At 58.1% G+C, this 22,248-nt stretch carries 21 protein-coding genes; 5 read left to right on the forward strand and 16 right to left on the reverse strand.

Translation table 11 applies throughout. From position 1 onward, the window contains the following. Positions 1–105: 105 nt before the first annotated feature. Positions 106–726 (forward strand): hypothetical protein, encoded by a 621-nt coding sequence (locus tag D8U60_RS02945; RefSeq protein WP_130899436.1) that lies wholly within the window; start codon positions 106–108, stop codon positions 724–726. A 683-nt stretch (positions 727–1,409) separates the two neighbouring features. Further along, a complete protein-coding gene (locus tag D8U60_RS02950; RefSeq protein WP_130899437.1) occupies positions 1,410–1,841 on the forward strand; it encodes a hypothetical protein in 432 nt (143 codons plus the stop codon). Positions 1,842–2,133: 292 nt separating this feature from the next. On the opposite strand, the gene D8U60_RS02955 is transcribed toward D8U60_RS02950, so the two are convergent. Together D8U60_RS02955 and D8U60_RS02960 are read right to left on the reverse strand one after the other, a co-directional pair. Beyond that, positions 2,134–2,865, reverse strand: a complete 732-nt coding sequence (locus D8U60_RS02955) for a tellurite resistance TerB family protein (protein WP_130899438.1) — start codon at positions 2,863–2,865, stop codon at positions 2,134–2,136. A 177-nt stretch (positions 2,866–3,042) separates the two neighbouring features. Then, on the reverse strand, positions 3,043–3,228 hold the full coding sequence (locus D8U60_RS02960) for a hypothetical protein (protein ID WP_016771524.1): 186 nt from the start codon (positions 3,226–3,228) through the stop codon (positions 3,043–3,045). 403 nt (positions 3,229–3,631) lie between these two features. On the opposite strand from D8U60_RS02960, the gene D8U60_RS02965 reads away from it, so the two are divergent. Further along, positions 3,632–5,260 carry a glucan biosynthesis protein D gene (locus tag D8U60_RS02965; protein WP_071174494.1) on the forward strand — a complete coding sequence of 543 codons (1,629 nt, stop codon included), beginning with the start codon at positions 3,632–3,634 and terminating at the stop codon, positions 5,258–5,260. A gap of 199 nt (positions 5,261–5,459) precedes the next feature. On the opposite strand, the gene D8U60_RS02970 is transcribed toward D8U60_RS02965, so the two are convergent. From D8U60_RS02970 to D8U60_RS02980, 3 genes are all read right to left on the reverse strand, one after another. Then, positions 5,460–6,566 (reverse strand): NADH:flavin oxidoreductase/NADH oxidase, encoded by a 1,107-nt coding sequence (locus D8U60_RS02970; protein ID WP_039759093.1) that lies wholly within the window; start codon positions 6,564–6,566, stop codon positions 5,460–5,462. A 255-nt stretch (positions 6,567–6,821) separates the two neighbouring features. Then, positions 6,822–8,531: a single-stranded-DNA-specific exonuclease RecJ gene (recJ, locus tag D8U60_RS02975; protein WP_016771527.1), complete on the reverse strand. Its 1,710-nt coding sequence runs from the start codon at positions 8,529–8,531 to the stop codon at positions 6,822–6,824. Between the two features lie 54 nt (positions 8,532–8,585). Then, positions 8,586–9,128 carry a YaeQ family protein gene (locus D8U60_RS02980; RefSeq protein WP_007908961.1) on the reverse strand — a complete coding sequence of 181 codons (543 nt, stop codon included), beginning with the start codon at positions 9,126–9,128 and terminating at the stop codon, positions 8,586–8,588. A 146-nt stretch (positions 9,129–9,274) separates the two neighbouring features. On the opposite strand from D8U60_RS02980, the gene D8U60_RS02985 reads away from it, so the two are divergent. Then, entirely contained in the window at positions 9,275–10,474 is a 1,200-nt protein-coding gene (locus D8U60_RS02985; RefSeq protein WP_024011725.1) for a CaiB/BaiF CoA-transferase family protein, read from the forward strand. Between the two features lie 220 nt (positions 10,475–10,694). On the opposite strand, the gene D8U60_RS02990 is transcribed toward D8U60_RS02985, so the two are convergent. From D8U60_RS02990 to xerD, 7 genes are all read right to left on the reverse strand, one after another. Then, positions 10,695–10,976, reverse strand: coding sequence for a DUF3509 domain-containing protein (locus D8U60_RS02990; RefSeq protein WP_016771530.1), 282 nt, complete (start codon positions 10,974–10,976; stop codon positions 10,695–10,697). Positions 10,977–11,138: 162 nt separating this feature from the next. Further along, the gene (locus D8U60_RS02995) at positions 11,139–11,546 is read right to left on the reverse strand and encodes a response regulator (RefSeq protein ID WP_016771531.1); all 408 of its coding nucleotides are present in this window, start codon (positions 11,544–11,546) and stop codon (positions 11,139–11,141) included. A 117-nt stretch (positions 11,547–11,663) separates the two neighbouring features. Then, positions 11,664–13,037, reverse strand: a complete 1,374-nt coding sequence (locus tag D8U60_RS03000) for a transporter substrate-binding domain-containing protein (protein ID WP_122880362.1) — start codon at positions 13,035–13,037, stop codon at positions 11,664–11,666. Positions 13,038–13,157: 120 nt separating this feature from the next. Next, complete coding sequence (gene thrC / locus D8U60_RS03005) at positions 13,158–14,567, reverse strand: threonine synthase (protein WP_024011723.1); 1,410 nt, start codon at positions 14,565–14,567, stop codon at positions 13,158–13,160. A 107-nt stretch (positions 14,568–14,674) separates the two neighbouring features. Further along, positions 14,675–15,979: a homoserine dehydrogenase gene (locus tag D8U60_RS03010; protein WP_024011722.1), complete on the reverse strand. Its 1,305-nt coding sequence runs from the start codon at positions 15,977–15,979 to the stop codon at positions 14,675–14,677. Positions 15,980–16,110: 131 nt separating this feature from the next. Next, positions 16,111–16,842, reverse strand: coding sequence for a bifunctional protein-disulfide isomerase/oxidoreductase DsbC (dsbC, locus tag D8U60_RS03015; protein ID WP_016771534.1), 732 nt, complete (start codon positions 16,840–16,842; stop codon positions 16,111–16,113). 365 nt (positions 16,843–17,207) lie between these two features. Further along, a complete protein-coding gene (gene xerD / locus D8U60_RS03025; RefSeq protein WP_016771535.1) occupies positions 17,208–18,104 on the reverse strand; it encodes a site-specific tyrosine recombinase XerD in 897 nt (298 codons plus the stop codon). A gap of 108 nt (positions 18,105–18,212) precedes the next feature. Here xerD and D8U60_RS03030 point away from each other — a divergent pair, with 108 nt between their 5' ends. Beyond that, entirely contained in the window at positions 18,213–20,021 is a 1,809-nt protein-coding gene (locus tag D8U60_RS03030) for a sodium:proton antiporter (RefSeq protein ID WP_130899440.1), read from the forward strand. Positions 20,022–20,187: 166 nt separating this feature from the next. Here D8U60_RS03030 and rplS read toward each other — a convergent pair whose 3' ends face one another. From rplS to rpsP, 4 genes are read right to left on the reverse strand one after another with little or no spacing between them, the layout of a single operon-like run. Further along, positions 20,188–20,538 carry a 50S ribosomal protein L19 gene (gene rplS, locus D8U60_RS03035; protein ID WP_003175895.1) on the reverse strand — a complete coding sequence of 117 codons (351 nt, stop codon included), beginning with the start codon at positions 20,536–20,538 and terminating at the stop codon, positions 20,188–20,190. Between the two features lie 45 nt (positions 20,539–20,583). Beyond that, positions 20,584–21,336: a tRNA (guanosine(37)-N1)-methyltransferase TrmD gene (trmD, locus tag D8U60_RS03040; protein WP_038860625.1), complete on the reverse strand. Its 753-nt coding sequence runs from the start codon at positions 21,334–21,336 to the stop codon at positions 20,584–20,586. 2 nt (positions 21,337–21,338) lie between these two features. Continuing rightward, entirely contained in the window at positions 21,339–21,875 is a 537-nt protein-coding gene (rimM, locus tag D8U60_RS03045; protein ID WP_110600203.1) for a ribosome maturation factor RimM, read from the reverse strand. A 5-nt stretch (positions 21,876–21,880) separates the two neighbouring features. Further along, a complete protein-coding gene (gene rpsP, locus D8U60_RS03050) occupies positions 21,881–22,132 on the reverse strand; it encodes a 30S ribosomal protein S16 (RefSeq protein ID WP_003185073.1) in 252 nt (83 codons plus the stop codon). Positions 22,133–22,248: the final 116 nt, after the last annotated feature.

A 22,248-nucleotide genomic window follows, 5' to 3' on the forward strand; every position in this document is an offset into this window, starting at 1 on the left:
CAATATTGCCGACAAACGCCCAACGCCACTTACCAAAAAGGCGCCAATAAAGAACCAACAATCAATTAAGACAGCCTCTAATCAATCGGCAATCAAAAGAGCAAAATGAATATCTACATTGACATTACAGAATCTTTTGGCGCAATCGATTACGACAATGCAGGCGGAATTATATCCTACATAAATATTCCTCCTACTGAAAACATACAGGATAAACTCCAAGTAGAAATTTTCAATTTTGTTCTCAACCTATTAGATGAGCCAATAACGTCTTCAATAGAAAGCCAAGACTTAAACTTTCTCGAAAACATGGACGAGGATGGCTTCCTAATAATCAAAAAAGCAACCGTTACATTTGAAAAAATAAAAGGCCACGAAAAACTGGTAAGATTCTTAGATCAAGAGGAAGACTACTTATTAAATGAAATTTACAGACCCAAACTGGAAAATAAAGACAAGATCTATGACATTGGCGGTAGATCATTCACATCACCTCAGCTACTAATCAATCTTGCGATTATCTCACCTCAAAAGGTGACTCTTGACTTCTCCGCTTCCGATCATGCCTACATAGCAACATACCATGAACTTCGAAACGTGGCAGAAACTCTAAATTTACAGGCGAAACGCACGCAACCGCCAATTGAAGGAATATTCGAAGTAAATTACAGAAACATGCATACCATAAGCGACTTTGATGCCGGCTATCGAGTTTTTAAAAAATAGGAAAGTGTCGACACAAGATCTACGATGCTTGCCCCTTCTCAATGCGGCTTTTTTACAAATGGAACGCCGCGAGTCACCTGGCACATCTAACCTGCTCAGCGTACCACGCGCGCGTATACCAACAATACTGACGATCGCGTCACTGCCGAATAGAACGAACTCGGCAGTACTACCCGCTACGAATACACCGACAACCTGGACGTGAACAGCAAAAATCACGACGAGCACAGCTACTGGCCTCGAATAAATAATAGACATCGGACGGCATCAATTATTTAGCAAAAAAGGCACTTTTAGAACTTCATTAATTGCAAATCAAGCTTGGAGAATTTCCAATATTCACCGACACCGCCAAAACCTGGAGCGACCTAGAAAAAATTTTAGATCACACACTACATAAAGTTAAACAAATCTGATGCAGCCTTTACAAATCTGGAGTATACGGGGAAAGCAGTGGACCTGACATTGGCTAATACATAGGGTGTGGCGGCGCTACTCTCTCAGCAAAAAAATTGTTTAAGCAACACCCTAAGCTAAAGCAGTCCGCGTTCGATGCCGATGCCGATGCCGATGCCGATGCCGATGCAATTAATTTGGGAAAAGCCTCAGACCTGTAGTACAAGGGAGTTTTCTTTCGGTTAAAAAATCTCGACAACCAAACCTATAACAGCGAAAGCAAAACCATGATATTTAAGTGCTCGGGCAACGCAGTCAATCCAAGTACCGTATCTTATAGAAGCTTGGGATTCGGAGAGGCGGTCACGATCAAGACTCAGCCCTACATACTGCAAATCAAACCCGGAGACTTTCCAAGAAAGTTTGAAATTATTGCAGATACGTTTATTTCGGAATGCAGGATTGACGATACCGTGCAAGGCTATGCGGACATCCCCGAGCTTGCAACAGTTGATTACCCGACTTTCAATGAACTTCTGAACATCCATCCAAACCTAGCAGCAAGTTTGATCGAAGATTATCTTTACTTCGAACTCTTCTATCATCTTTTTCAAAACCCAACCAACCTACAGCTGGTTATCAACAACATCAACAACGTATATACAGAAAAAGATTCAATAATAATCACGGGAGACACATATCCATTCAAATACTTCTAGCAGAAGGAAACTTGCTCGACGGCAGGCCCGCCGACTCATACCTCAACGGTCGACTGTTGAATAACACCGATCTGGCGACGAAGTCAGTGCGCTAATCACCGATTGCTAGTGATCTATTTGCCAGCTCTATTACGCGGCTAGTACCAAAAATATGCAGAGCCAGCCGCAAGAGCAATGTCCGCCATCGGGACAAAGGTCGATTCAACGCCGTTACGGAAACGACTGAAACGCAGGAAGTCTAGCTAACGTAAAAGGGTAACCGCCCGCTGATGCCGGGCGATCGCCACTACGATTACACGCTATCCGCCCCCACCAACCGCACCTGCCTCTCCAACTCCACCTTCAACCCCGGCTCCAATTTCAACTGCCGTGCCAGTTCATCCAGATAGCTCTTCTCCATAAAATTCTCCTCATCCACCAGCATCACACTGGCGATGTACATCTCCGCCGCCATTTCCGGCGTGCTCGCCGCGCGGGCGACGTCGGTGGGGTCGAGGGGTTTGTTGAGTTCGGCGTGGAGCCAGTGTTGCAGTTCCTGATCGTTGTCGAGCTTTGTGAATTCGCCCTCGATCAGTTCGCGCTCGCGCTCGTCGATGTGGCCGTCGGCTTTGGCGGCGGCGACCAGGGCTTTGAGGATTGCCTGGCTGTGCTGCTCGACTTGAGCGGGTGGCAGGCGGTCGAGGGTTTGCGGTTCGCGTTGGGGTGCGCTGCCTTTTTGGGCGTTGTAGTTGCCGTACGCCTTGTAAGCCAGTACGCCCAGCGCAGCGAGGCCGCCGTAGATCGCGACTTTGCCGCCGACCTTGCGGACCTTTTTATTGCCGAGCAGCAGGCCCATCGCGCCTGCGGCCAATGCGCCGCCACCCGCGCCGGAGAGCAGGCCGCCGAGGCCACTGGAGCCAGACGAGCCACCGAGCAAGCCGCCAAGTCCGCTCGCAGCCGATTTGCTGGAAGCGCCGCCGGCCTTGTTCTGCAGCATTTCCTGCCCGGACTTGAGCAGTTGATCGAGCAATCCACGGGTGTTCATGTTCCGTCTCCAAACAAGGGTTATCCGGATCTAAGGCCCTCAGCCTAGTTCGAAAGTGCCCGGACCCGCCCCGCGAGTGTGCTTCGAGATGTTGCTCGCCACTCAAAAGGGCTCGTTCCGAGCGCTACCCAATGAAAAGGGGCAGGCCTTTCGACCTGCCCCCTTCTCCCCTCCTCCTTAAAACCGCGAAACACTCCGCATCGCATCCACCAGATAGCGCATGGCGATCCGGTCGCTTTCCGATAGCTCTCGATAACGTTCCACCAGTTTCAATTCCTCGGAATTGAGACGGCGTCTTCTGCGCCCGCCGCCCAAGCAAGGAAAGATGCCCAACATTTCGGTGATGCCCTGTATTTTTGCCATGGACGATGTCCTTCTCTATTGAGTCAAGAAACTGCTGAACCTCACATCGCCCTGCCTCTTCGAGCAGCGTCGTGTGCCCCGCCGGCACGAAGGCTTGTATCCGGTCTTGCCCATAGAATAGGAATTAAATCGGCGTTGAAAAGTGGTTTTTAGAGTAATTAATCGAAAAAAGCAGATATGCCCTCTAAATCAGAGAGCCCTGTCAGAAAAATTACAGACATGTCTTGTTTCATTGCCAGATGACGCAACGCAAACAAGCCTTTTTGCCCGACAATCGAACCGATTAAGCTAGCGGGCATCTGTTTATAGTCCGTTGCGTTTGGCCGAAGGCATGACCGAACCGTAATTTCCGATCCGATACGTGCCAGGAACGGCGCGGGATTGCACACGACAGGTTGTATTTATGCACCGCAGGAATTTGCTCAAAGCGTCCATGGCCATTGCGGCCTATACCGGTCTTTCCGCGTCGGGCCTGTTGGCTGCTCGCGCCTGGGCGGCCAATGGCGGCGCCGCCGATGGCGAGGCCCAGGCCTTCGATTTCGAGGCGTTGAAGCGCCAGGCCAAGCAGCTCGCCGGCAATGCCTATCAGGATACGAAACAGGTGTTGCCGCCAACCCTGGCGACCATGACTCCGCAGAATTTCAACGCGATCCGCTACGACGGCGAGCATTCCCTGTGGAAGGAAAACAAAGGTCAGCTGGACGTGCAGTTTTTCCACGTCGGCATGGGTTTCCGTCAGCCGGTGCGCATGTACAGCGTTGATCCGAAGACGCGCATGGCGCGCGAGGTGCATTTCCGCCCGGCGCTGTTCAATTACGAGAACACTTCGGTCGACACCCAGCAGCTCAAGGGCGATCTGGGTTTTGCCGGCTTCAAACTGTTCAAGGCACCGGAGCTGGATCGGCATGACGTGGTGTCGTTTCTCGGCGCCAGCTATTTCCGTGCGGTCGATGCTACTGGCCAATATGGCCTCTCCGCGCGCGGCCTGGCCATTGATACCTACGCGAAGAAGCGCGAAGAGTTTCCCGACTTCACCAAGTTCTGGTTCGAGACGCCTGACAAGAACGCCACGCGTTTTGTGGTCTACGCCCTGCTCGACTCGCCGAGCGCGACCGGCGCCTATCGCTTCGACATCGATTGCCAGGCCGAGCGCGTGGTCATGGAAATCGACGCGCACATCAACGCACGCACCACTATCGAACAGTTGGGCGTGGCGCCAATGACGAGCATGTTCAGCTGCGGCACCCACGAACGGCGCATGTGCGACACCATTCACCCGCAGATTCACGACTCCGACCGTCTGGCCATGTGGCGCGGCAATGGCGAGTGGATCTGCCGTCCGTTGAACAACCCGGCGACGCTGCAATTCAACGCATTTGCCGACAAGGACCCGAAAGGTTTTGGCCTGGTGCAGACCGACCACGAATTCGCCAACTATCAGGACACTGTCGACTGGTACAGCAAGCGCCCGAGCCTGTGGGTAGAACCGACAACCGCATGGGGCGAAGGCTCTATTGACCTGCTGGAAATTCCTACGACCGGCGAGACGCTGGATAACATCGTCGCCTTCTGGACGCCGAAGAAACCCGTGGCTGCCGGTGATTCGCTGAACTACGGGTACAAGCTGTACTGGAGCGCCCTGCCACCGGTCGGCACGCCACTGGCGCGAGTGCACGCGACGCGTTCGGGCATGGGCGGCTTCACCGAGGGTTGGGCGCCGGGTGAGCACTACCCGCCAGTCTGGGCGCGCCGTTTTGCCGTCGACTTCACCGGTGGCGGCCTTGAGCGCCTGCCACAGGGCACCGGGATCGAGCCGGTGATTACCTGTTCCAACGGCAAGGTGCAGGACTTCAGCGTGCTGGTGCTGGATGACATCAAGGGTTATCGGATCCTGTTCGACTGGTACCCGACCAATGACAGTGTCGAGCCGGTGGAACTGCGCCTGTTCATTCGCACCAATGACCGCACGTTGAGCGAGACCTGGTTGTACCAGTATTTCCCGCCGGCGCCGGACAAGCGTAAATACCCTTGAGGTTTTGTAGCGCCTGCCAGTGCCTCATCGCTGGCAAGCCAGCTCCCACAGTGGTGAGTTGATCACAAGACCTGTAGTCGACTCGAACCTGTGGGAGCGGGCTTGCCCGCGATGACGGCAGCGCAGACAGCGAGGCCGGACCAGACAAACCAAAGCCCCGGCCATCACTGGCTCGGGGCTTTTGCTTTCCAGCCTTCAATCAATCACGCAAATCCGACTCATGAATGGGCTGGTCGCGATGGGTAGCACGTTGATATTGCGCCGGCCACACTGCTTTGCGCCCGCCCAGATCATCGTCGGCGTGCAGCGGCCAGTACGGATCGCGCAGCAGCTCTCGGGCGAGGAAAATGATATCAGCCTGACAGGTACGCAGAATGTGCTCGGCCTGGGCCGGCTCGGTAATCATGCCGACAGTACCGGTGGCAATGCCTGACTCTTTGCGTACCCGCTCGGCAAAGCGCGTCTGATAACCGGGTCCGACCGGAATTTCCGCGTTTGCAGCTGTCCCTCCTGAAGACACGTCAATGAGATCGGCGCCCAGCGTGTGAAGGCGACGCGCCAGTTCCACGGTTTCGTCCGGATTCCAGCCGTCTTCGACCCAGTCGGTCGCCGACACGCGGACAAACACCGGCAATTCCTCCGGCCAAACCGCCCTCACCGCTTCGGTGACTTGCAGCACCAGGCGGATGCGATTCTCGAACGAACCACCGTACTGATCGCGACGCTGGTTGCTAAGCGGCGAAAGAAACTGATGCAGCAGATAGCCGTGCGCGGCATGCACCTCGACCACGCTGAACCCCGCCGTCAGCGCGCGCTTGGCCGCGTCGACAAAGGCTTGAATCACTTCGGCGATCTGCCCTTCATCGAGCTGTTTCGGTTGCGTGTGCTGCGGATCGAAAGCAATCGGCGATGGCCCGACCGGGGTCCAGCCGCCATCCTCGGGTTTGACACTGCCATGCTTGCCGATCCACGGCCGGTGGGTGCTGGCCTTGCGCCCGGCGTGGGCCAGCTGAATGCCGGCGACCGCGCCCTGGGCGGTGATGAAGCGAGTGATGCGTTGCAGCGGTTCGATCTGTTCGTCGTTCCACAGGCCAAGGTCTTCGGCGGTGATGCGCCCGTCGGCGGTAACCGCCGTGGCTTCGGTGAAAACCAGACCGGCACCGCCCACCGCGCGGCTGCCCAGGTGCACCAGGTGCCAGTCGTTGGCCAGGCCGTCGACGCTGGAGTACTGGCACATCGGCGACACGGCGATGCGGTTGGGCAGGGTCAGTTGGCGAAGAGTAAAGGGTTCAAGCAGCAGACTCATGGGGCACCTCTCGAATCAGTGGGCAGGCTCCAGGGTTCTGTTTGAAAAGTCGACGAGTGACAGAAAAAGGGTGCAGCACCCGCCCCCGCGGGCAAAAATTCGACAAGACGTCACAAGGCCAATCAAGCAGTGCTTAGAGCCTAGTCGACAACGGGGGATCTTGGGGGGTTCCAGAAAAGATCGCAGCCTTCGGCAGCTCCAACAGAGGAATGCGATCCCCTGTGGGAGCTGCCGAAGGCTGCGATCTTTTGATCTTCAGCGCGGTTCGATGTGGGCGATCATCAACTGCACAGTCTCGTTGCCACGAAACTCGTTGACGTCGAGTTTGTAAGCCAGTTCAACCCATTGAATCGTCGGGTTCGGCCACACATCGCGATCAATGCCAAACGCGATGCCATCGAGCTTCACCGAACCGCATTCGCTTTTCAGCACCACTTTCAAATGCCGTTCGCCAACCACGCGCTGCTCGACCAACTGGAACACGCCATGAAACAGCGGCTCCGGAAAGTGCTGACCCCACGGCCCGGCGTGGCGCAAGGCGCGAGCCAGTTCGAGATGAAACTCTTCAACGGCCAGCGTGCCGTCCGATAACATGCGCCCGGTGAGGTCTTCTTCGCGAAGTTGCCTACGCACTTCAGCGTCGAAAGCCTCGGCGAACAGCGGAAAATTCTCCTGCGGCAAGGTCAGACCAGCGGCCATCGCGTGGCCACCGTACTTGGCGATCAGGTTCGGATGCTGCGCCGCGACCACGCTCAGCGCATCGCGAATATGGAAGCCCTGCACCGAGCGACCGGAGCCCTTGAGCAGACCATCACCGGCATCGGCGAAGGCAATGGTCGGGCGGAAATAGCGCTCTTTCATCCGCGAGGCGAGAATGCCGATCACACCCTGGTGCCACTCCGGGTCGAACAGGCACAGACCGAACGGCATTGATTCGACTGGCAGATCCTTGAGCTGCGCCAGCGCTTCCCGCTGCATGCCCTGCTCGATGGATTTGCGATCCTGGTTCATGCCGTCCAGTTGCGCAGCCATTTCCCGCGCCAGATTGGCGTCGGCGGTGAGCAGGCATTCGATGCCCAGGCTCATGTCGTCCAGACGTCCGGCGGCGTTCAGGCGAGGGCCGACAATAAAACCCAGGTCGGTGGAAGTGATCCGCGCAGCCTCTCGCTTGGCGACTTCGAGGATCGCCTTGATCCCCGGCCGCGCCCGGCCGGCACGAATCCGCTCCAGCCCTTGATGCACAAGAATGCGGTTGTTGGCGTCCAGCGGCACCACGTCGGCGACGCTGCCCAGCGCCACGAGATCGAGCAGTTCGCCGATGTTCGGTTGCGGTTTGCTCTCGTACCAGCCAAGGCTGCGCAGGCGTGCGCGCAAGGCCATCAACACATAAAAAATCACCCCGACGCCGGCCAGCGCTTTGCTCGGAAACTCGCAGCCCGGCTGGTTCGGATTGACCAGCGCATCGGCCTGCGGCAGTTCATCGCCGGGCAAGTGGTGGTCGGTGATCAATACCTTCAGTCCGGCGCGCTTGGCCGCCGCGACGCCTTCGACGCTGGAGATGCCGTTATCGACGGTGATCAATAGTTGCGGTTCACGGGTCAGCGCGACTTCGACGATTTCCGGCGTCAGGCCATAGCCGTATTCGAAACGGTTCGGCACCAGATAATCGACATGCGCCGCGCCCAACAGGCGCAGGCCGAGCACACCGACAGTGCTGGCGGTGGCGCCGTCCGCATCGAAGTCGCCGACGATCAAAATGCGCTGGCGTTGCTCCAATGCCGTCACCAGCAGGTCAACCGCCGCATCAATGCCTTTGAGCTGCTGGAACGGGATCAAGCGCGCCAGACTCTTGTCCAGCTCCGCTTCCGATTGCACGCCCCGCGCCGCGTACAGGCGGGTCAGCAGTGGCGGCAGATCACCGAGGAAAGGCAGCGTGGCAGGCAGTTGACGAGGTTCGATACGCATGGGGCGACGGAGGCTTCTCTTTGATTCGTGGGAAATATCAGCGATGTCGCGACCTCAGCCGCGCTCACCTTGCAGCCATTGCAACTGGACTTCGTGCTGACCGCGGTCGTCGGTGACGAAGATCGTGCCTTCGCTGATCATCACGTCCCACTTGATGACACGCGGCATGTCCTTGGCCAAGGTCTCCAGCACTTCCTGCGGGACGGCGGCGATGTTGACGTTTTTCAGGTTCTTGATCGCCGGGATCACCTTGGTTTCCCACACACGCAGGCTGCCGTAGGCCAGCAGGCTGGTGCGTTCGGTGCGGCGCGAGCACCAGGTCAGGCGATCGGCATCCGGCTGGCCGACTTCGATCCAGTGCAGGACACGGTCGTCCAGGCTCTTTTCCCACAAGGCCGGTTCATCCACGTCTGACAGACCACGGCCGAACGACAGCTGCTCGTTGTACCAGAGCGCGTAGGCCAGCAGCCGCACGGTCATGCGTTCTTCGGTTTCCGAAGGATGACGGGCGATGGTCTGCTTGACGCTTTCGTAGACGCTGCGGTCGAGGTCGGTGAGGTTCAGTTCGAATTTGTAGGTAGTGGACGGCTGGGCCATGAACGGGCTTCTTGATACGAGGAAAGTCGGCAAGTCTAACCGATGCCACAGGCAATCAACGAATTGATGGCGATCCAGCTGCGGCGTCTGACAGCCGGCTATGTTAAAACCCTGTATCCGTTCAGCCTTGTCCTACAGGATTTCGCATGCCGTTCACCAGCAAACCGCTCTCGGGTCTGAAAGTCATTGAATTGGGTACGCTGATCGCCGGGCCGTTTGCCTCGCGCATTTGCGGCGAATTCGGCGCCGAGGTGATCAAGATCGAGTCGCCGGACGGCGGCGATCCCCTGCGCAAGTGGCGCAAATTGTACGAAGGCACCTCGTTGTGGTGGTTCGTCCAGGCGCGCAACAAGAAGTCGCTGACCCTCAATCTGAAACACCCGGACGGTTTGGCGATCCTGAAACAACTGCTGGGCGAGGCCGACATCCTCATCGAGAATTTCCGCCCCGGCGTCCTGGAAAAACTCGGTCTGAGCTGGGAAACCCTGCACGCACTGAACCCGAAACTGGTGATGGTGCGCCTGTCCGGTTTCGGTCAGACCGGGCCGATGAAGGACCAGCCAGGTTTCGGTGCGGTCGGCGAATCCATGGGCGGCCTGCGGTACATCACCGGTTTCGAAGATCGGCCACCGGTGCGTACCGGCATTTCCATCGGTGATTCGATTGCCGCGCTGTGGGGCGTGATCGGTGCGCTGATGGCGCTGCGTCATCGCGAGGTCAATGGCGGACTGGGCCAAGTGGTCGACGTTGCGCTGTATGAAGCTATCTTCGCGATGATGGAAAGCATGGTGCCGGAGTTCGACGTGTTCGGTTTCATCCGCGAGCGCAGCGGCAACATCATGCCGGGCATCACGCCGTCTTCGATCCACACCAGCGCCGACGGCAAGCATGTGCAGATCGGTGCCAATGGTGATGCGATCTTCAAACGCTTCATGCTCGTGATTGGCCGCGAAGATCTTGCCAACGACCCACTGCTGGCCAGTAACGACGGGCGCGACAGTCGCCGGGACGAGTTGTATGGCGTGATTGATCGCTGGGTCAATTCCTTACCACTGCAGACTGTTCTCGACTTGCTCAATCAGGCCGACGTACCGGTCAGCCGGATCTTCAGCGCCGAGGACATGTTCAACGATCCGCAATATCTGGCGCGAGAGATGTTCCTGCATGCCAAGCTGCCGGACGGCAAGGACTTCAAGATGCCCGGCATCGTGCCGAAACTTTCCGAAACCCCAGGTTCATCCGAATGGGTCGGGCCGCAGTTGGGCGAACACAATGCGCAGGTGCTCGGCGATCTGGGCTACGACGCGGCGCAAATCGCTCGGTTGCGTGAAGACGGGGCCATCTGAGCAGCGCTGGGCGCTTGGCTTTTTCGAGCAATAGCCGCGCATTGAGCAAACGCCGGGCAAAAGAAACCCCGAGAAGTGGGGAGACGACTCGGGGTTAAACGGAGTCTGCTTCGAGACCCGTAGCAGCAAGCGACAAGCACCGGAGCACAATGCTTGATCTCGCTGTTATGGGGTCTGACTGACAGGGATGCAGGAAGGTTCCCACAAAAATATTTCATCTTTACAGGGCCGGACGCTTGTCCAGAGCTGCATTGCGCAACGCCGCAATCACGCAGGGTTCCAACCGCCCTTCGGCGATCATCACGTCACGGTGCAGGCCGTCCACCACGTCGGTCAGCAAGCGCTTGTCGCTCAACTGGGCCTGATTGAATTCGCGTTCCACCACAATGGCGCCGCTGCTGTTCTTCAGCGTCACCAGACATTCACCATGGCTGCCGCGAGGGGTCAGCGTCACCTGATACGGGCTCAGAGCCTCACCGAGCAATAGACTGATACTTTCCATCTCGATCTCCACTCAATAGTCCGAAAACACAGTGCCTGGGGCGTGTTCACATTAAATGACCACCGGCCCGAGAAGAAAGTTCTGCCTGTCGCGTCCCGACCTTGCGGGTCCGCGTCTGACAGAGCATGCACGGCGAAGATGACAGAAAAATATTCGCCGGTTTCAGGCCTCGATGAGCTCCTGCGGGGTGATCAGATAACTGTCCAGCAGACCTCTCATCAACACCGCCGAAACCGGCGTTTGCAGCCGTCCCAGCAGGCGCAGGCGTTGCTGGCGGAGCAGCGGCTCCAGATCACTCATCAGACTCTGCGCGACCGAGCCCAGCAGAATCAGGGCCCGCGCCTCATGGTGCGCCGCCAGGTGATGAATCAAAGCCAGCCCATCGCCACCCTTGAGCTGCGGATCGCAAATGGCGATATCGACCGCGCCGCGATGCCCCAGTGAACTCAAGGCTGACGCCAGCGAAGGCGCGGTCAATACATCGTAGATGCCGATGGCATTGAGCATTTGATGCAATGCCATCAGCTGGAACGGGTTGGGTTCAAGAATCAGGACTTTAAGCGAGCGCATGGGCGACCTCTGGAGCGATCATCGCGGACTCTCACCGCAGTTGTCGTTCACTCTAGGGCAGGCGTCTTAAGCCTCCCATCAGAAAAGTAGCCGCGTCTTGCAGGACATTTCCCTTCTTTACTGCAGACAGCGACACCCGCTCTCGGTCCTGCGCTGAGTGATATCGGTCCAGCCACCCAACAGGCCGCGCAATTTACCGTCACCGCTGTAAAACGGCACGGTCCACTGATACACCTCGCGAGACCCGCCCTTGAACAGCAGCTGTCGTTTGGTGAAGCGCGACTTGCGGGTCTGCAACTGGGCGATGAATTCATCGTGCAGCATCCGCGCGGTGGTTTCCGGAAACGCATCGACTTCGATCAGCAGGCGCCCCTGCATCTGGTCCAGGCGCACCGACAGTGCTTCCTCGTAACTGCGATTGCAGATGATCAAGCGCCCGTGCAGATCACGGACAAACACCGGATCCGGCATCGAATCGATCAGGGCGTGCTGAAAGGCCAGTTGATCACCCAGCTCCTTTTCCGCTGCGCAGCGCAGCTTGATTACGGCTGCCAGACGCCTGTTCCACACCAGCGACAGCATTCCGAAAACGCCGATTACCCCCATCGCCCAACATGCCCACTCGACCAGCCGTTCCCAGACGGAGGGCACGGGCGGCGGCGAAACGCCTGCCAGCCACTTGAGACGCATCGCCCGCAACTCCGCCGCAGGGAACGCTTCCAACGCCTTGTTGAGAATACTCAGTAGTTGCGGCATGCCTTTTCGTACAGCCAGATGATCGGCTTCCCACTTGCCCTCTACCAGGGCACCGACCTTGAGCATGCCCAACGGATAGAGCTGCGCGCCGATTTCGTTTTCGATGGTTGCGTAGGCTTCACCGCTCTCGACCAGCGCCCGAGCTTCGGCGTAGGTTTTCACCGAGCGTATTTCAATCGACGGATAATCGCGGCGAATCGCATCCTCCAGGGCATGACGGGCGGGCAGCACCAGAACGCGCTTGGCCAGTTGCTCGAAAGACTCCACCCGCGGGGTATTGGCATGTCCGACAAAAACCCAGCCTGCCCCTCCAAAAGCATGACTGAAATCGAGAAACGCCTTGCGATCATCACTCATGGCCAAGGTCGTACTGATGTCCGCGACCCCGCTTTGCAGGCGATCGAGCATATGGTCGGTAGAGAACGATTCCTGGTGCTCGAATTGCAGGCCGGTCATTGCGCTGACGCGCTTGAGCACATCGTTGTTCAGACCGCTCCACTGGCCATGTTCGTCCTGAAACAGGTACAACGGATATTGCACCGATGCCACCGTCACTCTGGGGTTGTCACGTATCCATTGCTGCTCGTGCGCATCCAGCTCGATAGCCTGGACACTGGCTGACGCATTGGCCTGATCGAGTGCCATTTGCGCTGCCATGCCGCTGTGTGTCCACCCCAGCACCGCCAACAAAAACAACCAGCCCAGTGCCGGTTTCAAACCTCTGTAAAACAGCATTGCCATTTCCTTCGTGATCGACTCACCCGTCCTTCGTGGGTGAAAACCCGAGCAGTGTGGCAGCAGAAACAAAAAAGCCCGTCAGGAGACGGGCTTCAAAATGTGACAGCTTTTACTGGCTTAGAGCGGCTTGCCGCGGTTGCCATGCTGGCTGACAAAGGCTTGCACGGCTTTCAGGTCGTTTGGCAGAACCGTGCAGCGCTCGTTTCGCTCAAACAAATCAGAAAGATGTGCAGGTAGTTCGAGCGCTTTTCCTACACCCGCTTTCTCCACTGCCTCAGGAAACTTGACCGGATGGGCAGTACCCAGAATGACCATCGGGATATCCAGGCTGCGACGGCATTCGCGCGCGGCTTTCACCCCGATGGCAGTGTGCGGGTCGAGCACCTCACCGGTTTGCTCGTAGACGTCGGCGATGGTTTCGCAGGTCTGCGCATCGTCCACCGCCAGGGAATCGAACAGCTTGCGTGCTTCGGTCCAGCGCTCTTGCTCGACGCTGAAACTGCCGTCCTTTTTGAACGAGTCCATCAGGCCGGCAATCGCCGCACCGTTACGCCCGTGCAGGTCGAACAGCAGGCGCTCGAAGTTCGACGACACCATGATGTCCATCGACGGCGACAGCGTTGCGTGCAGGGTTTCCTTGACGTACTGGTTGCCGCTCATGAAGCGGTGCAGGATGTCGTTGCGGTTGGTCGCGACGATCAACTGGTTGATCGGCAGGCCCATGTTGCGCGCCAGGTAACCGGCGAAGATGTCGCCGAAGTTACCGGTCGGTACCGAGAACGACACCGAACGCGCCGGACCGCCCAACTGCAGGGACGCATGGAAGTAGTAAACGATCTGGGCCATGATCCGCGCCCAGTTGATCGAGTTCACCGCCACCAGACGCGTGCCTTTGAGGAAGCTCTGGTCGGCGAAGCTGTTCTTGACCATTTCCTGGCAGTCATCGAAGTTGCCTTCGATGGCGATGTTGTGGATGTTTTCGCCGAAGATCGTTGTCATCTGCCGACGCTGCACTTCCGATACGCGCTGATGCGGGTGCAGGATGAAAATGTCGACGTTTTCGCAGTGCTTGCAGCCTTCGATGGCCGCAGAACCGGTGTCACCAGAGGTGGCACCGACAATCACCACGCGCTCGCCGCGCTTTTCCAGCACGTAATCGAGCAGACGACCGAGCAGTTGCAGGGCGAAGTCCTTGAACGCCAGGGTCGGGCCGTGGAACAGCTCAAGCACCCATTCATTACCGTTCAACTGACGCAGTGGCGCCACGGCGCTGTGGGCGAACACGCCGTAGGTTTCTTCGAGAATCTTCTTGAAATCGGCATCCGGAATGCTGCCGGTGACGAACGGACGCATCACCCGGAAGGCCAGTTCGTGATACGGCAGGCCGGCCCAGGAAGCGATTTCTTCCTGAGTGAAACGTGGCAGGTTTTCCGGGACGTACAGACCGCCATCGGTCGCCAGACCGGCCAGCAGGACCTCTTCGAAATTCAGGGCCGGGGCCTGGCCGCGAGTACTGATATATCGCATTTTTTTCAAACCTTCGGTTTGAGCTGCAAGCTGCAAGCTGCAAGTCGCAAGTAAAAGCCAGACTGCTTCTCTCTTGCCACTTGCCGCTCGAAGCTTGCCGCTGCTTTTTAGTTCAAATGTTCGACGCGGATCCGTACAACCGGGCCGTCAACGCCAGCCAGTGCTTCCAGCGCGGTGATCGCATCGTTGATGCGCTGCTCGACCACGCGGTGGGTCAGCAGGATCATCGGCACCAGGCCGTCATGCTCTTCGACTTCCTTCTGCATGATCGATTCGATATTGATGCCGCGCTCCGACAGGATGCTCGCCACCTGCGCCAGTACGCCCGGATGATCCTTGGCGTGAATGCGCAGGTAGTAAGCGCTTTCGCAGGCTTCGATCGGCAGGATCGGATGCGCCGACAGCGAGTCCGGCTGGAAGGCCAGGTGCGGCACACGGTTTTCCGGGTCGGAAGTCATCGCGCGAACGACGTCGACCAGATCGGCGATCACCGACGAAGCGGTCGGCTCCATGCCAGCGCCGGCACCGTAGAACAGCGTCGAACCGGCGGCGTCGCCGTTGACCATCACTGCGTTCATCACGCCGTTGACGTTGGCGATCAGGCGATCGGCCGGAATCAGCGTCGGGTGCACGCGCAACTCGATGCCGGCGTCAGTGCTGCGCGCCACGCCGAGGTGCTTGATGCGATAGCCCAGCGCTTCGGCGTAGTTGACGTCGGCGGTGGTCAGTTTGGTGATGCCTTCGGTGTAAGCCTTGTCGAATTGCAGCGGAATGCCGAAGGCAATCGACGCCAGAATGGTCAGCTTGTGCGCGGCATCGATGCCCTCGACGTCGAAGGTCGGGTCGGCTTCGGCGTAACCCAGCGCTTGCGCTTCGGCGAGCACGTCTTCGAACGTACGACCTTTTTCGCGCATTTCGGTGAGGATGAAGTTGCCGGTACCGTTGATGATCCCGGCAACCCAGTTGATGCGGTTGGCGGACAGGCCTTCGCGGATCGCCTTGATCACCGGAATGCCACCGGCCACCGCTGCTTCGAATGCCACGATCACGCCCTTCTCGCGTGCCTTGGCGAAAATCTCATTACCGTGAACGGCTATCAGCGCCTTGTTCGCGGTGACCACATGCTTGCCATTCTCGATGGCCTTGAGTACCAGCTCGCGGGCAACGGTGTAGCCGCCCATCAGCTCTATGACGATGTCGATCTCAGGGTTCGTGGCCACTTCGAAGACATCGTTGGTAATCGCAATACCGGTCGTCTGGAACTGAGGCTTTGGCGTGCGCGTGGCAATTTGTGCCACTTCGATTCCACGCCCGGCACGACGAGCAATTTCCTCGGCGTTGCGCTGAAGTACGTTGAAGGTACCGCCACCGACGGTCCCTAACCCACAGATGCCTACTTTGACCGGATTCACTGTGAACTCCCCATGAAACGGCCGACACAGGGTCGGCCGGAAAACAACCGCGTGCTCGCGGCTCTCTGTTGATGGCCCGGCGCTGTTGCCGCCGGACCACGATCGTCAACGGTTGCCCGTGACGATGCGAATTACTTCGCGCCCAGCGCCAGTTTGGCGACTTGTGGCGCCGGCTGGTAGCCCGGAATGACCTGGCCGTCGGCCAAAACGATGGCCGGTGTACCGTTCACGCCGATCGACTGACCGAGGGCGAATTGCTTGGAAACCGGGTTATCGCACTTGGCGGCCTTGATTTCCTTGCCATCGACCATTTTGTCCATGGCGGCTTTCTTGTCTTTCGAGCACCACACTGCTTGCAGCTGCTCGTCACCCGGCGAATTCAGGCCCTGGCGCGGAAACGCCACGTAGCGCACTTCAATGCCGCGCTTGTTCAGCTCGGGCACTTCGGCGTGCAGTTTGTGGCAGTACGGACAGGTGGTGTCGGTGAACACGGTGATATGCGATTTAGTCTCGCCCACGGCCGGGTAGACAACGGTTTCGGCCACCGGGATGGCATTGATCAGTTTGGAAATGCCCAGGCGTTCGGTCTTCTCGGTCAGGTTGACCGGTTTGCCATTCGCCAGCTGATACAGGTTGCCCTGCACGATGTACTGGCCATCGGCGCTGGCGTACAGCACGCGGCTGCCTTTGAGTTTGACTTCGTACATGCCAGGCAACGGGCTGGCACTGATGCTCTCGACCGGAACCTCGAGTTCGAGTTTTTCCAGGCTTTGACGAATGGCTTTGTCAGCCGCGTCGTCGGCGACGGCAAAGGTGCTCACCAACGCAATGGCGGCGGCAGCGAAAATCTGGGTCAGACGCATGAGTACTCCTGAGGGCGGGCCAATGAAACGGTCAGAACGCCCGTGCGAAACACCGGGTCATAACCGTCCATCGTGCAAACCGGCAAAGCCTAACACATAAGGTCACGAGGGCCGAATGCGCCTGTCGCCACACACTCATGTGCAACTGACACATCTTCATGCTTGTACAACTGACCCACAACCACATGTGGCTGACACACATTATTGTGGCGAGGGAATTTATCCCCGATGGTTTGCGAAGCAGCCCTAAACCATCCACCGCGATCTTTCAGTCAAATCGAGCCAGCCGGGTTTGCGACTGCTGCGCAGCCGAACGGGGATAAATCCCCTCGCCACAGGTCAGTATTTCAACAATATGGGATGTGTCAGCCGCGTGGGTGGTGCTTGGCATGCAAGTCCTGCAAGCGGGCGCGGGCGACGTGGGTATAGATTTGGGTGGTGGAAAGGTCGCTGTGCCCGAGCAGCATCTGCACCACGCGCAAGTCCGCGCCATGGTTGAGCAGGTGTGTGGCGAACGCGTGGCGCAAGGTGTGCGGCGACAGCGACTTGCTGATCCCGGCGACCTTGGCCTGATGCTTGATCCGATGCCAGAACGTCTGCCGGGTCATCTGCTCGCCGCGCTGACTGGGGAACAGCACATCGCTGGGGCGGCCACCGAGCAGCTCGCCACGACCATCACGCATATAACGCTCTACCCAGACAATCGCCTCCTCGCCCATCGGCACCAGACGCTCCTTGCTGCCCTTGCCCATCACCCGCAATACGCCCTGGCGCAGGTTGACCTGCTCCAGCGTGAGGCTGATCAGTTCGGTCACGCGCAGGCCACAGGCATACAGCACTTCCAGCATGGCGCGGTCACGCTGGCCGATGGCGTCACTCAGATCCGGCGCCTTGAGCAGCGCTTCGACATCGGCTTCCGACAGCGATTTGGGCAACGGCCGCCCCAGTTGCGGCATGTCGACGCGCAACGTCGGGTCGACGCTGATCAGTTTTTCCCGCAACAGATAGCGATAAAAGCCACGCACCCCGGAGAGAAATCTCGCGGTGGAGCGCGGCTTGTAGTTTTGCTCCAGCCTCCACGCCAGATGATCGAGGATCAATTCGCGGCCGGCATTGATCAGCTCGAGATTTTTCTCCTGCAACCAGCCGTTGAACAGCGCGAGGTCACTGCGATAGGCGTCGCGGGTGTTGTCGGACAGGCCTTTCTCCAGCCATAAAGCGTCGAGAAATTGATCAATCAGCGGATGGTCGATGGCAGGCATGGGTGCTCGGGGCAGGCAGTTTTTAACACTGTGCGCAAATAGACAGTGAACGACGGGAATGGCCGCTAGTCTTTCATAGCCAGCCAGATCAAGGAACAGGGAGCATCAATGAACGAGCAGCAAATTCTCTTGGCATTTGGCGGGATCGGCGCGGCGGCGCTGGGTTGTCAGTGGCTGGCATGGCGCCTGAAGCTGCCGGCCATTCTGTTTCTGCTGCTGACCGGCATTTTGGCCGGCCCGCTGCTGGGTTGGCTCGACCCGCAGGAAATGTTCGGCCCGCTGCTGATGCCACTGGTGTCGCTGGCGGTGGCGCTGATCCTGTTCGAAGGCAGCCTGACCCTGCACCTGTCGGAATGGAAAGAGATCGGCAGCGTCGTTCATCGACTGGTGACCCTCGGTGCGATTTCGACCTGGATCGTCATCGCGGTAGCCACGCACTTTCTGCTGGGCTTCGACTGGATGCTGGCGATTCTGTTTGGCAGCCTGACGCTGGTCACCGGTCCGACCGTGATCGTACCGATGCTGCGGGTGGTGCGGCCAAAAGCTTCGATTGCCAACATCCTGCGCTGGGAAGGCATCGTCATCGATCCGATCGGCGCTCTGCTCGCGGTCGTGGTGTACAGCTTCATCATCGCCAGCGCTGAAGGCCATGGCCTCAAGCAAAGCCTCTTCACCTTCGGCGGGGTGATTCTCTGCGGCACCGTGTTTGGTGTCGTCGGGGGTTGGCTGCTGGGGACGGTGATCCGGCGTCAGTGGCTGCCGGAATACCTGCACAATCTGGCCTCGCTGGCAGCGGTGCTGGCGATCTTCATCGGTGCCAACCAGGTGATGCATGAGTCCGGCCTGCTGGCGGTGACGCTGATGGGCATGTGGCTGGCCAACATGAAAGGCGTGGACGTGCGGCACATCCTGCACTTCAAGGAAAACCTCAGCGTATTGCTGATTTCCGGACTGTTCATCCTGCTCGCGGCGCGCCTGGATCTGAACGCTTTGCTTGGTCTGGGACCGCTGGTGTTGATTCTGCTGTTGGTGATCCAGCTGATCGCCCGTCCGTTGAATGTTTTGCTTAGCACCGCCGGCTCCAGTCTGAGCTGGCGCGAACGGGCGTTGCTGTGCTGGATCGCGCCGCGCGGGATCGTCGCTGCGGCTGTCTCGGCGATTTTCGCGATTCGCCTGGATGAATCCGGACATGAAGGCGCCCTGCTCCTGGTGCCGCTGACCTTTGCAGTAATCATCGGCACCGTGGTTTTGCAAAGCGCAACGGCGCGACCGCTGGCACGGCTGTTAAAGGTCGCCGAACCGGCGCCGAGCGGTTTTCTGATCGTTGGTGCCAATGGCCCGGCCCGCGAATTGGGCAAGTCGCTGCAACAGCTGGGCAGCCGCGTGCTGCTGACCGATTCGAGCTGGGAGAATATCCGCGCGGCACGCATGGAAGGCTTGCCGACTTATTTCGGCAACCCGGCGTCGCAGCATGCCGACGCGCATCTGGACCTGGTGGGGTTGGGGCATTTGCTGGCACTGTCACCGTCGGGCGAGCTGAACACATTGGCGGCGATGCGCTTTCGTCATGACTTCGGTCATCAGCGCCTGTTCGGTCTGGCCAGCGGCCACGAAAGCCGCCGCAGCGACAAGCACCGCGCAAGCCTGGAACACCGGGGCAATCAATTAGGCAGTGAGGCACTGACCTATTCGAAACTGGCCGGCCAGATGGGCCAGGGAGCGGAGCTTTACAGCACGACATTGACGGACGGCTTCGGCTGGGAGGATTACCAAGCGCTGCACGGCAATCGCGCGACGCTGCTGTTCATGCGTGATGACAGCGGCTGGGTGCATGTGGTGACACCGGAAACGGCGTTGAAGCCGGGGGCTGGGTGGACGTTGCTGGCGTTGATTCAACCGCAAGGTTCCAGCGCCTGATGGATCGATTCACGAGCAGGCTCGCTCCCACTGTATTCCTGTGGGAGCGAGCCTGCTCGCGAAGGCCGCGACTGGGTCACGGACAGACTGAAGATCTTTGCAGCACAAATCCCGGGCAACAAAAAAGCAGCCCGTAGGCTGCTTTTTTCTGCATCGGAAGCTGGGCTTAAGCCAGTTTTTCCTTGATGCGTGCTGCTTTACCCGACAGGTCGCGCAGGTAGTACAGCTTGGCTTTACGTACGTCACCGCGACGTTTGACAGCCATGCTGTCGATCTGCGGGGAGTAGGTCTGGAAAGTACGTTCTACGCCAACACCGTTGGAGATTTTACGAACGGTGAACGCACTGTTCACGCCGCGGTTACGCTTGGCGATTACAACGCCTTCGAACGCTTGCAGACGGGAACGATCGCCTTCCTTCACTTTCACCTGAACGACAATAGTGTCGCCTGGGGCGAAGGTAGGGATTTCTTTGGTCATCTGCTCTGCTTCGAGTGCAAGGATGATTTTGTTGGTCATGCTGTGCTCCTAAGGTAAATCGTTCGATCTACCATCGATACGTTGTTAACTATCGTCCCGCTCGCGGATATATTCCTCGAGCAGCTTCTTCTCTTCTCCAGAAAGCGAGCGGCTTTCCAGAAGATCGGCGCGTCGTTCATAGGTCCGACCAAGGGACTGCTGTAAACGCCAACGCCGGATATGCGCGTGATTGCCACTCAGCAACACGTCGGGAACACGCTGATCCGCATACACCTCCGGTCGGGTGTAGTGCGGGCAATCCAGCAGACCATCCGTAAAGGAATCTTCCTCAGCGGAATCCGCATGCCCTAAAGCTCCAGGCAGCAGTCGTGTAACCGCATCGATCAGGACCATGGCCGGCAGCTCGCCGCCAGACAGTACATAGTCGCCAATCGACCACTCTTCATCGACATGAGCCTCAATAAAGCGCTCGTCAATGCCTTCGTAGCGGCCGGCAATCAGGATCAATGCATCCGATTGTGCCAGCTCGCGTACCGCCGACTGAGTCAGTTGACGGCCTTGGGGGGACAGGTAAATCACCTTCGCCGCCTCCCCGGCTGCTGCCTTGGCCTGAGCCAGCGCATCTTCCAGGGGCTTGATCTTCATCACCATGCCCGGACCACCGCCAAACGGGCGATCGTCCACAGTGTGATGCCGATCCGTCGTGTAATCTCGCGGATTCCAACAGGTCAGCTGCAAGAGCCCCTGTTTGACCGCACGACTGGTGATGCCGTAATCGCCAATGGCGGAAAACATCTCGGGAAACAAACTGATCACTTCTACGCGCAAGTTAGCCACGTTCAGAAGTCCGCGTCCCAATCCACCTTCATCTCGCCCGCTTCCAGGTCGACGGCCAACACGCATTGCTCCGTATAGGGCAACAGGCGTTCGCGATCATCCAGGCTGCCAGCGCAAGGCTTGACGACCATTACATCATTGGCGCCGGTTTCCAGAAGATGATCGATTTTCCCGAGCAGTTGCCCAAGGGTGTCGATGACCTTCAGACCTTCCAGCTGGTACCAGTAGTACTCGCCTTCGGTCAATTCAGCGAACAGGTTGCGCGGCACGCAGATCTCATAACCGGACAGAAGACGAGCTTCTTCACGATCATCGAGACCCTTGAGCTTGGCGACCAGGAACTTGTCGCTCCCGCGTCCACTGACCAGCTCGACCTGTTTGACATTGCCTTCGCGCTTGAGCGTCCAGGTTTTGTACTGCAACAGGTTTTCAGTCGGATCAGTAAAGGAATAAACCTTCACTTCGCCGCGAACGCCATGAACAGAATAAATTTTGCCAATAACGATCAAATCATCGGCAGGGGCTGGCGTCGCGTTCATATTGCTCAGGCCGCAGCCTTGGCAGATTCCTTCAACAACTGAGCAACGCGCTCAGAAGGTTGTGCACCAACGCTCAGCCAGTAGGCAACGCGCTCTTGGTTCACGGACAGACGGATTTCCTGACCACGGGCAACAGGGTTGAAGAAACCAACCTGTTCTTTGTGGGAGCCGTCACGCGGGTTACGCGAGTCGGTTACGGTCAGGTGGTAAAACGGGCGCTTTTTGGAGCCGCCAAGGGCAAGACGGATTGTTAGCATGTGAACATCGTTCCTGTAGTCGGTGCTGCAAATCTAAATGCACAGCGGGCATGGGTGCCCGAAAGGCCGCATATTCTAAGGAATATCCGGACTTTTGCAAATGACTTTTTCCGGCG

Source organism: Pseudomonas sp. Sample_11 (assembly GCF_004307505.1).
Classification (GTDB): domain Bacteria; phylum Pseudomonadota; class Gammaproteobacteria; order Pseudomonadales; family Pseudomonadaceae; genus Aquipseudomonas; species Aquipseudomonas atacamensis.